6 protein-coding genes are annotated in these 12,390 nt (G+C 42.3%); 5 read left to right on the top strand and 1 reads right to left on the bottom strand.

Annotated features, from left to right (window positions below; translation table 11 throughout):
• Window positions 1–392 precede the first annotated feature (392 nt).
• From AACU25_RS12325 to AACU25_RS12340, 4 genes are all read left to right on the top strand, one after another.
• Window positions 393–6,611, top strand: coding sequence for a CHAT domain-containing protein (locus tag AACU25_RS12325; protein WP_339382018.1), 6,219 nt, complete (start codon window positions 393–395; stop codon window positions 6,609–6,611).
• 151 nt (window positions 6,612–6,762) lie between these two features.
• Entirely contained in the window at window positions 6,763–8,493 is a 1,731-nt protein-coding gene (locus AACU25_RS12330; protein WP_096575975.1) for a ShlB/FhaC/HecB family hemolysin secretion/activation protein, read from the top strand.
• A gap of 76 nt (window positions 8,494–8,569) precedes the next feature.
• Window positions 8,570–8,713, top strand: a complete 144-nt coding sequence (locus AACU25_RS12335; protein WP_190445623.1) for an alpha/beta hydrolase — start codon at window positions 8,570–8,572, stop codon at window positions 8,711–8,713.
• 47 nt (window positions 8,714–8,760) lie between these two features.
• On the top strand, window positions 8,761–9,198 hold the full coding sequence (locus AACU25_RS12340; protein WP_096575977.1) for a QcrA and Rieske domain-containing protein: 438 nt from the start codon (window positions 8,761–8,763) through the stop codon (window positions 9,196–9,198).
• 1,062 nt (window positions 9,199–10,260) lie between these two features.
• On the opposite strand, the gene AACU25_RS12345 is transcribed toward AACU25_RS12340, so the two are convergent.
• Window positions 10,261–11,511, bottom strand: coding sequence for a bifunctional sterol desaturase/short chain dehydrogenase (locus AACU25_RS12345; protein WP_096575981.1), 1,251 nt, complete (start codon window positions 11,509–11,511; stop codon window positions 10,261–10,263).
• A 482-nt stretch (window positions 11,512–11,993) separates the two neighbouring features.
• Between AACU25_RS12345 and AACU25_RS12350 the strand changes: the two genes are divergently transcribed.
• Entirely contained in the window at window positions 11,994–12,371 is a 378-nt protein-coding gene (locus AACU25_RS12350; RefSeq protein WP_096575983.1) for a hypothetical protein, read from the top strand.
• The last annotated feature ends 19 nt before the right edge of the window (window positions 12,372–12,390 follow it).

Below are 12,390 nucleotides of genomic sequence, written 5' to 3' on the forward strand. Positions count from 1 at the left end.
TAATTTAAATTAAGTATTATTACATATTATTTATAGGAAAAAGCTAGGTTCAAAACCTCGCCCCTGGTGGGTGAAAAAATGCTTATTTCTCAAGGTAGGTAGAAACCCCACCCCCTTGTGGGTGGCTGTATTTAATTTTGAATTTTGAATTTTGAATTTTGAATTGATTCATAGTGGCTGTAACAGAAAAAGCAGCATATACTGAGAATCTGAAAATTTTAAATTACCTATTTGTCAATATATTTCCTTATATTTGACTGGATTGCGTGCGTTGAAAGGCTATTTTTTTTACATACTACTTTTTCTAATATTTGCTATTTCAGGAAAATTGAATGATGAGGATGCCCATAATTTTTGTTGTAATCAGAATCAAATCTATATTTGCTAGGTTCATGAGTCCGCTAGCAACTTTAGCAATGATTTTTGGGCTATTTTCTCCACTTGTCAAAGCCCAATCAATCACTCCAGCTAATGATGGGACTGGAACTGTGATTACGACTGAAGGCAACAAGATTGATATTAGCGGTGGTAGTTTAAGTAGCAATCGCACTAATCTATTTCACAGTTTCTCTCAATTTGGGCTAGATGCAAATCAAACGGCTAACTTTCTTTCGCAACCATCAATTCAAAATATTTTAGGGCGTGTCACAGGTAACAATGCTTCATTAATTAACGGATTAATTCAAGTTACAGGTGGCAATTCCAACTTATATTTAATGAACCCTGCGGGGATTATATTTGGTTCTAGTGCGAGTTTAAATGTTCCGGCTGCGTTTACAGCCACAACTGCAAATGGGATTGGGTTTGGTAATAACCAATGGTTTAATGCGATTGGTACCAATAATTACGCTAATTTAATTGGCAATCCTACAGGATTTGCCTTCACCACAAGCCAGGGAGGAAGTATCTTCAACGCTGGGAATTTGGCTGTGGGTGAAGCACAAAGCTTAATGTTACTGGGTGGGATGGTGCTAAATACGGGGACAATTACTGCACCTGATGGTAACGTCACAATTATGGCAGTCCCCGCCGAGAAAGTTGTGCGGGTAACTCCCAGCAATAGTTTATTGAGTTTGGATTTACCTGTAGAGACAAAAACCCAAATTAACCCACAACCATTTTCACCGCGATCGCTACCATCACTATTAACTGGGGGAAACGTCAAACAAGTCACAGGTGTAACTGTAGAAAATGGTGTAGTGAAGCTGATTAGTACAAATACAGCAATTCCTACAGATGTTGGTACAACTGTTGTGAGCGGAAAAATATCTGTTAGTAATTCCCAAGAGTCTAATAATATACCGCAGATTAATATTTTAGGCGATCGCATTGCCCTATTAAATGCCAATATCAATGCTTCTGGTAGTAATGGCGGTACTGTCTTAATAGGTGGGGATTACCAAGGTAAAGGAACTGTCCCCAATGCTAGACAGACATATATTAGTAGTGATTCTGCGATCGCAGCTGATGCTTTGGGCAATGGTAACGGCGGTAAAGTAATTGTCTGGGCAGATGATACTACCCGCTTCTTTGGCAATATTACAGCCAGAGGAGGTGCGATCGCGGGTAATGGCGGCTTAGTCGAAACCTCAGGGAAACTTTCCCTAAATGTTACTGATAGCAAAGTCGATGCTAGCGCTGCTAAAGGACAACCAGGTACTTGGTTACTAGATCCAACCGATATCAATATCGTTACTGGTGGTAGTGGAACACTAACAGGGGGACTGTTTGATCCAGCCAATAATAGTGATATTAATCCTGCAACTATCGAAAGTGCCTTAGATGGTGGTACAAATGTTACCATCACAACTGCCAGTGGTACAGGGGGTAATGGTGATATTACGCTAACGGATGGGATTAATCAGACAGGCGGTGGGACTGCATCTCTAACGCTGACGAGTAGGCAATTTTTAAATCCCAATTATTTAATAAACATCAATTTATCTAGTACGGGCAACTTGACGTTTAATCTCAATCAGGTGAACCCGGAGACGAATGCATCAACTGATTCAATTCAAAATGCAATTGACGCAATTGGTACAGTAGCAGGAAATAGCATCATTAACTTAGGTGCAGGCACTTACACAGGTAACACAGTCAACATTTTTGAAAAAACGTTGACAATAAATGGTGCTGGGGCAAGTAACACCATACTTGATGGTAATAATATTAACCAAATATTTAGCATTTTCAGTCAAGGGACAGTTACCATCAATAACTTGGCAATTATTAGCGGCAGAGGTTTTGGCTTTGATGGTGGTGGTATTGCTTATTTCAGTTCTAGTTCTGGCACGCTGAATCTGAACAATGTTACCTTTACTGGTAATTCGACTGCATTTGATGTAGAAGGTGGTGGCAATGGCGGCGCTATATACAGCGAATATGGCACACTGAATGTCAACAACAGCACCTTCAATAGCAATTTGGCAACCGACGGCAATGGTGGCGGCATTTACAGCTTATATAGCAAACTGAATGTCAATAACAGTACCTTTAGCGGTAATTTAGCTAGTGACGGCGGCGGTGGCGGTATTTACAACATCAGTGACAATCAAAGCGGGTTGAATGTCAGCAACAGCACCTTCAATGCTAATTCAGCAATTGATGGTGGAGGTATTTACAACAATGGCATTAATGGAGGCAGGTTGGATTTCAACAACAGCAACTTCATTAGCAATTCGGCGACTAGCGGCAATGGTGGCGGCATTTACAACTACGATACTACAGGAAATGTCAATAACAGTACCTTCAGCAGTAATTTAGCTAGTAACGGCCGCGGTGGCGGCATTTACAACGAGGGTGTCTTTATAAATGTGCTAACTGTCAACAACAGCACCTTCGATGCTAATTCAGCAACCGATGGTGGAGGTATTTACAACAACGTAGGTGTCTCGTTGAATGTCAACAACAGCACCTTTGCTAGCAATTCAGCGATTAACGGCAATGGTGGCGGTATTTACAACTCCCTTGACACACTAAATGTCAATAACAGTACCTTCAGCGGTAATTCGGCAACCGACGGTGGTGGTATCTTGATCGAATCTCGTTCGCCGACAGCGCTGAAGAACACTATTGTTGCAGGTAACACGAGTTCCCAAAATCCTGATGTTTCTGGGGTTCTGCTTGGGAGTAGTAGCAACAACCTCATTGGTGACGGCACTGGTACAACAGGTATCAGCAATGGCGTAAACGGTAATCAGGTGGGTACAGCCGCTATCCCAATTAATCCTCTACTCTCTGTTTTGGGAAACTATGGAGGTTCTACGCAGACATTCGCCCTGCTACCAGGTAGTCCTGCAATCAATGCGGGAATTTCTGATACTAACATCACCACCGATCAACGTGGTTTTAGCCGACCTCAAGACACAACACCAGATGTCGGTGCATTTGAATTGGTCGGTTATACTCTCACCGCTACTGCTGGATCTGGACAAAGTGCGATCGCAAACAATCCCTTTTCAACCTCTTTGCAGGCAAGGGTTACAGAAAATGGTTTTAATCAACCTATTCCAGGAATTACAGTTAATTTTACAGCCCCTGCAACAGGCGCAACAGCGAGTTTCACAGGTAATACAACCCTAACCACTGATAGCAGTGGTAATGTCAGCATTCCAGTCACAGCTAACACTGTTGCAGGTAGTTACAACATCACCGCTAATAGTGGTTCACTCACACCAGCCAGTTTCAGTTTAATTAATAACCCAGATGTAGCATCTGCCATTATCGCCACAGGTGGCACACCGCAAACTACAGTTGTTAATACTGCATTTACAAACCCGTTACAAGCAAAAGTACAAGACCAATACGGGAATGCGATCGCAAACGCCACTGTCACCTTCAATGCACCTACAGGCGGCGCAACTGCTAGTTTTACAGGTAATACCAGCCTGACTACAGATAGCGCTGGTAATGTGAGTATTCCAGTTACAGCTAATACCGTTGCCGGTAGTTACAACATCACTGCTAATAGTGGCGCACTCACACCAGCCAGTTTCAGTTTAATTAATAACCCAGATATTGCAGCAGCGATTATCGCCACAGGTGGGACACCGCAAACTACGGTTGTGAATACTGCATTTACCAACCCGTTACAAGCAAAAGTACAAGACCAATATGGAAATGCGATCGCAAATGCCACAGTTACCTTCAACGCACCGACATCAGGTGCAACTGCTGGTTTCACAGGAAATACAACCCTAACCACTGACAGCGCTGGTAATGTCAGTATCCCAGTCACAGCCAACACTGTTGCAGGTGGCTACGCAGTTACAGCCAATAGTGGCGCACTCACACCAGCAAACTTTAGTTTGACCAATAACCCAGATGTTGCATCTGCCATTATCGCTACAGGTGGCACACCGCAAACTACGGTTGTGAACACTGCATTCACCAACCCGTTACAAGCAAAAGTACAAGACCAATATGGAAATGCGATCGCAAACGCCACTGTCACCTTCAATGCACCTACAGGCGGCGCAACTGCTAGTTTTACAGGTAATACCAGCCTGACTACAGATAGCGCTGGTAATGTGAGTATTCCAGTTACAGCTAATACCGTTGCCGGTAGTTACAACATCACTGCTAATAGTGGCGCACTCACACCAGCCAGTTTCAGTTTAATTAATAACCCAGATATTGCAGCAGCGATTATCGCCACAGGTGGGACACCGCAAACTACGGTTGTGAATACTGCATTTACCAACCCGTTACAAGCAAAAGTACAAGACCAATATGGAAATGCGATCGCAAATGCCACAGTTACCTTCAACGCACCGACATCAGGTGCAACTGCTGGTTTCACAGGAAATACAACCCTAACCACTGATAGCAGTGGTAATGTCAGCATTCCAGTCACAGCTAACACTGTTGCAGGTAGTTACAACATCACTGCTAATAGTGGTTCACTCACACCAGCCAGTTTCAGTTTAATTAATAATCCTGATGTAGCAGCAGCGATTATCGCTACAGGTGGGACACCGCAAAATACTATCGTCAACACTGCATTTACTAATCCGCTACAAGCCAGAGTTCAAGACCAATATGGAAATGCGATCGCAAACGCCACAGTTACCTTCAACGCACCCACAACACGCGCAACAGCAAATTTCACAGGTAATAGCAGCCTCACGACTAATAGCAGTGGTAATGTGAGTATCCCAGTTACAGCCAATACAGTTGCAGGTAGTTACACAGTTACAGCTAACAGTGGCGCACTGACACCAGCCAACTTCAGTTTGACTAATAATGCTGCTTCTGAAGTTCCAATTGATACGCCCAATCCAGAAGTTCTGAAGAAACCGCCCTCTACACAAATACCAGTAACTATCAATTCCACACCAGAGGTTGTACTTGATACTGCTGTGGCAAATATTGAGCAAGAATACACTACTGAGTATAAAGAATACTTGGGAGAAGAAGCTAAACCTAATCTTGAAGCCCCCAACACAGCCCGTAATATTCTGCAACAAATTAGTGATGCCACAGGTATTCAACCTGCACTAATTTATGTCAATTTCATCCCTACCAGCGTTTCACCTGCGATTACACTCAAGCAGAACAAAGCAAAAATTCAACCATCCCCAAACGATCGCTTGGAATTGCTAATAGTGACTGCTCAAGGTTTACCAATTCGTAAGGTATTACCTGTGACGCGATCGCAAGTTATAGGTACAGCCCAAACTTTTATTAAGGATATTACCAAGAGTGCAAGGAATAACAGCTATAAAGATCCAGCTAAAAAATTGTATCAATGGCTGATTACACCCTTAGAACCTGAACTGCAAGCGCGCAAGGTTAATAATATTGCATTCATTATGGATGCGGGATTGCGATCGCTTCCTGTTGCGGCTCTTTATGATGGACAAAAGTATTTGGTAGAAAGCTATAGCGTCGGTTTAATGCCTAGTCTCAGCCTGACTGATACCAAATTTGTGGACATTAAAAAGGCAGAAGTTTTAGGTATGGGTGCATCGGAATTCCGCAACCAAAATCCTTTACCAGCAGTTCCCACAGAATTGGTAACTATTACTTCCCGGTTATGGCAAGGTAATTTCTTCTTAAACGAAAGCTTTACTTTGGCAAATCTGCAAAAGCAACGTCAGCAAAAACCTTTCGGCATTATTCACCTAGCTACTCACGCAGAATTTGAACCAGGCGATCGCGGCAATTCTTACATTCAGATGTGGGATAGCCAATTGAAAATGGATCAGCTGCGAAAACTTGGCTGGAACAATCCCCCAGTGCAGCTAGTAGTTTTAAGTTCCTGTCGCACTGCGATCGGCGATAAAGAGGCCGAGTTAGGCTTTGCAGGTTTTGCAGTACAAGCTGGTGTGAGAACAGCACTAGCGAGTTTGTGGTACGTGTCCGATGAAGGGACTTTGGGATTAATGAGTGAATTCTACGAAAAATTAAAAAAAGCCCCCATCAAAGCCGAAGCACTCCGCCAAGCGCAAATCGCCATGATTAAAGGTCAAGTCCGCTTGGAAGGAGGGAAACTCAAAACTTCTAATGTGAGTGTGACTCTACCACCCATCCTTGCCGAACTCGGTAATCAAGAATTACGGCATCCATATTACTGGTCTGCTTTTACACTCATTGGTAACCCTTGGTAAAGGCTGAAGTGTCAAGTATGAAGTCTGAAATGTGACTCATCAACTAAAACACATATAAATTTAACTAGCAATCATCAAGCTTATAGCAATTTTGTAAGCAGTAATTTATACTTCATCCTTTATCCTTTAAAATTCATACTTATTTATTTTTATGTATTTTATATTTCATCGGTTTTGGTTGTCGGTCTTCTTGGCTGGCTTGGCATTATTTACGAGTTTATCTGCGATCGCGCAAACAGCCCCGGTGCAAGTACCTCCTCAACCCAATCCTAATATTGATCGCTTTCCCCAATCACCGCCTGCGCCGCAACCCTTACCGCCAAATGAACAGCAGCCGACTCTACCTAACCCACCATCCACAACACCCACACCAGCAGATCCGGCTGTAAATATTTCGGTTCGCAAAATAGATGTTATCGGTAGCACCGTCTTCAGTCCCGAAGAAATTGCTACCATTACCAAACCCTTAGAAGGCCGTTCTGTGACTTTAACGGAACTCCAAGGGGCTGTAGATCAGATTTCTGAGATGTATCTCAACCGAGGATATATTACCTCCAGGGCGATTCTCATCGAGCAGACGGTTGCTAACGGCGTTGTACAAATTCAGGTAATTGAAGGCGGGGTAGAAAAAATCGAAGTGCTAGGTACTGAAAAAGTCAATCCTAGCTATGTTCGCAGTCGGCTACAACTGGGTACTGTTTCCCCTCTCAGCAAAGATAAGTTAGAAGACCAACTGCGCTTACTCAAAGTCGATCCGCTATTTAGCAACGTAGAAGCTTATCTCAAACAGGGAACTGAATTAGGGCAAAGTATTTTAACAGTACGTGTTGAAGAGGCACCTGTTTTTTATGGTTCTATTGGTATAGATAATTACTCACCTCCTGGTGTCGGATCTGAGCGTTTTGGTGGCTTTATTAGTAACCGCAATCTCACAGGTAATGGTGATGAAATTACCGCTTCCTACTATCGCTCAACTACAGGCGGTTCCAATGCCTATGATTTTAGATATCGCCTGCCTGTAAATCCCATGAACGGTAGTATTCAACTGCGGGTTGCACCAAGTAGCAGTAGAATTACTGACCCAGAGTTTGCAGTTTTTGGCATCAGCAGCGATACCAACTTATACGAAATTAGTTACCGCCAACCATTACTTCGCAATCCCCGTGAGGAATTTGCTTTATCTTTGGGCTTTGCTTGGCAAGATGGTCAAACATTCTTATTTAACGACACACCTACACCTTTTGGGATTGGCCCCGATGCTGAAGGTAACAGCCGGACAAGAGTATTGAAATTTGGGCAAGATTATCTCAAACGCGATTTACAAGGGGCCTGGGCACTGCGATCGCAATTCAATATCGGCTTAAATATCTTAGATAGTACTACCAACCCCGACCCCATCCCAGATGGGCAGTTTTTCAGTTGGCTTACCCAAGTACAGCGTGTACAGCGATTATCTAAAGACAACTTGTTAATTGCCCAATTAGACTTACAACTTACCCCTGATAGTTTGCTACCCTCGCAACAGTTTATTATCGGCGGTGGACAATCTCTGCGGGGTTATCGACAAAATGCCCGTTCTGGCGACAATGGATTTCGGTTATCTGTAGAAGACCGAATTGTAGTTGACTATAACAACTCAGGGCAGCCCACCATGCAATTAGCACCATTTATCGATGTAGGTGCTGTCTGGAACAAATCAGACAATCCCAACAAACTAACTAATCAAACCTTCTTAGCAGGTTTAGGCTTAGGGTTAATTTGGGAACCCATTCCCCACTTATCCGGTCGCTTGGACTACGCACTCCCCCTAGTTGATTTAAGCGATCGCGGTAATAATGCCCAAGATCATGGATTTTATTTTAGTTTTGGATATAACTTTTAAGGGGATTGGGGAACTCGGGGCCCCCTCTGGGGATAAGGGGTAATGGGGATTGGGGACTGGGGACTGGGGATTGGGGATGAGGGAGAATAAAAGACAAACACCAATTACCAATTACCAATTACCAATTACCAATTACCAATTACCAATTACCAATTACCAATTACCAATTACCAATTACCAATTACCAATTACCAATTACCAATTACCAAACCCCAAATGATTTACTCTATATGTGTTAATTAAACTTACGTAATTCTTCCAGCACTTATGAAACGTCGTGATTTTATTAATTGGGTGGGTTTAGGTTGGCTAGCGAGTTCTTTACCTATTGCGATCGCAGCTTGTAGTTCTGAAACGACAACGACATCTACAACTGCAACGCCTCCCACAACTGGGAATGGGGTAAAAGTTGGTACTGTTGCAGAATTAGATAAAACTGGTCAGCTGCTTTTGAAAGAATCACCTGTTGGGCCTGTATTAGTAGTTGGTAAATCTCAATCTGGAAATCTGATTGCTGTTAACCCTACCTGTACTCATAAAGGTTGCACCGTCGCCTGGAAGGAAACCGCCAAACAATTTGTGTGTCCTTGTCATGACTCAGAATTTGGGACTGATGGCAAAGTCATAGAAGGCCCTGCAGATAAACCTCTCAAAACTTACACAGCTAAAATAGAAGGCGATTCTGTTGTTGTCCAGGCAACGTAAGGGACTTTCAGCTAAAAAAATATCCTATTGCTTTTTTGGCTGGGAGAACTCCTGACAGATGTAGGTTTTTGATGTGGGCATGAATGGGCACTTTCAAACAGCGTTCTCAATGTGTTTCAATTAACCAAATTTCGTTCTTATACGATTTTGAAAAAAGAATGCGACAGATGGGTAGGGGCACGGCACCAGTCACCTGTGTCAACTTAAGCTTAAAGCTATATAGGGCGGGCGTTGTACAAATACCTCGCGCCCTCATCCCCTAACCCCTTCTCCCGCAGGAGAAGGGGAACTAAATCTCTTGCTCCCTTCTCCCTGTGGGAGCTATGCATTACCCACATCTTTCTTTACAATCTTAAAACCCTTGTTCTATAAGCATCTTAGAGAATGAGAGTTTAGGCAGGCTTGACAAATTCGCGTGTATTCTTCTCGCTAAAAATGGGGTTTTATTGAGAATTAAGAACGCAAAAATCATGGTTCTAGAGACGAGAGTTAACACCCTTGAAATGTTAAGAAAGATGTTTATAATGGATAGCTGTGGGAGAGGGGCTGGGGGTGAGGGCGAAACCTTGCAACCAAGCGGGTTTCACGTTAAGTTGACACCAATGGGCACCAGTAAGATATTTGATATGCCAAAAGATTGTGGATGCCGTGCCCTGACAAAGGATTTATCTGTCGCAAACATTATTTGATTTGCTATTAGGCGGAAAATCAGAGACTAAAATTTGAGTTTTTAACCAACACAAAAACCTCATTTCAGGCACATTTAAACAATACCTACACCTGTCATACCAATTTGAAAAAATAATGCTACAGATTTTAGGGGTACGGCAGTGCTGTGCCCTCTAGAATCTATTGATGTGTTGCAAACATTATTTGATTTGGTATCAGATTGGGGGGAGGAGGTAGGGAGAGAAAGATAATATTTTCAACCCCAAGGTGATTAAACTTCGTAATTCATAATTGCGAAGACCTTGCGTATTCGCGATAGCGTTGCATAGCAAGGTCTAAGGTTTAATTACAAATTACAAATTACGAATTAGTAATTATGTTGATAAGGGCAGATTAGCTCACTTCTTGAACCTTTTTACTAAAGATTCGGTAGTAAAGCCAAGTGCTAACTTCCTTCAACGGGAACAGCATATATGTCAGGGGATTGATCGACACAATAATATTGCGGAAGTCTCGCTTTGCTAAAAACAAAATTGCACGGGCTACTTGCGGCGCTGACATCACTCCATAAGGATTAAGTTGACTCTTAAAAGGCCCCAGAATTAACTTGCGAATTATACAATCCCCATCCAAACGCTTGAGGGTAACAATATCTCCGATAGCGCGTTTGCTGAGTTCATAAAGAGGACTTAAAGCCGGAGATACTTCAGCTTCAGAAGTGTTAACCCAAATTTCCTTAGTTGCTTTGGATTGCGGCCCGGTAACGGTTGTCAAAAATATATCCATCAACCGCAATGTAGAAAAAGTATTGACTTCATAAGAAGACTCAATTGCTTCTGATGTGCGGTTAGCGTAGACATTGACACCGTGATTGATAATCAAAATATCAACTTTCTCTAAAGCAGCTTTTAACTCTGCTTCTTTACCCAATTCCCAAGCAATTACAGTTAGCTTTTCTTGAGGCTGTAGTTTTTCGGGATTGGTAGTTAAAGCTACTACCTTGGCATTATTTTTAATCAGTTCCGCCGTCAATGCTTGTCCCAAAGCACCAGAAGCACCAGTTAAAGCAATGGTTTTACCTTTAAGAGATAAACCCGTTCCCAATACAGTATCTACTAAAGGAAACACACCACTGTAATAAGCATTCACATCATCAAAATGATGTCGCCAGTGGTAAGAACGATTTACCCACCAAACCGAAGGAATGGTTTCTAATGGCCCAGGAAGGTGAGTGTAATCTGTATCAATTTTACCGAGAAAATATCGCCGGGACGCGCCATATAAGAAAGTAAAAGCATAGGCTACCCCCAGCCAAAAACCCCATTGCTGGAGCAGTAAAGCCATCACAGTCAAAACTACCACCAGTAGAATTGACTCGACAATATCGTTGTATAACTGAGACTCTTGGTAAATTTTTAAAGAAACTACCGATAAATCGCGGCGATAGGCCATGTGGTGCTTATTATGCCATTTACCAAGCGAAGGCACATAGTGACACAAAGCATGATAGCTATCTCTCACTATTTCCGCCAACAACAGCGAGACTAATCCCCAACTAGCAAACTGCAAGCAGGTATTTACCAGATTCCAATTTATCTGTAATTGAGCCGCAATCTCAGCCCAGCTTTGTGCTAAAACATTCATCGTAATTTTTCTGTACTCGGTTTTTATCAGCGCTAGTACTGCAAGCCAGAAGTAGCGCCTGGATTAACTGATTAAATAGCAGGTTAAGCACCTTAGCCATGAGTTTATCATTGACCCGTGTGAGTGGGGTTTGCAGCGGACAAGATGCGATCGCACTTTTTCTATATGCTGGCAAATATTTTTACTAATCACCTAAGCATAAACTCTGTAAGAAAATTTGATAACTTTCATACACAGATAAGCTGAAACATGGGATAAAGAAGACTTGGCTTTGGCGAGTAGTGTTGTGTTTTGATACTAATTCGCTGAGTCATAGTCTGAATAAATTCAACGATATTTCTCGAAAATTCACCTTAATTTCCAAGATTTCTGTAAAATAATATAAAATTTTCAGTAAATATACATATTCGCTCTGATGTAAATATAGATAACACGGAAATTACTGCAGAGTGCAAAAAGCTTTAAATATAAAAGGATACAAAATGAGTTTTGAATCTAATGTTAAACTGACGATTGCGCTTATCAATTTAGACTTAGATGCTGAAGAGCAGGAACTTGAAGCGCGAAATCTGCTACGAGAGGTTAAAGACTTAGATGTAGAAAGTGCAGAACTTGTAGCAGTCACAGAAACACCCGAAGGCTCAAAATCTATTGGTGGGTTTTTGGTAGGAGTTTTGCAGACAGAAGTAAGCCTTGCCAATTTTAAGCAACTGTTGGGGTTTTTGCGCGATCGCCTGAGTAATAAATCAATTGAATTAGAAGTAGAAGCTAACGGCAAGAAACTTAAAGTCAAAGCCAGCAGTCAGCAAGAGTTAGTTATGGCTATTGAACAGGCGCAAAAGTTTATAGAAGGCAGTTGAGAAATTATATTACCCAAGA

Origin of the sequence: Tolypothrix tenuis PCC 7101 (assembly GCF_963874875.1) — a bacterium.
GTDB classification, from domain to species: domain Bacteria; phylum Cyanobacteriota; class Cyanobacteriia; order Cyanobacteriales; family Nostocaceae; genus Aulosira; species Aulosira tenue.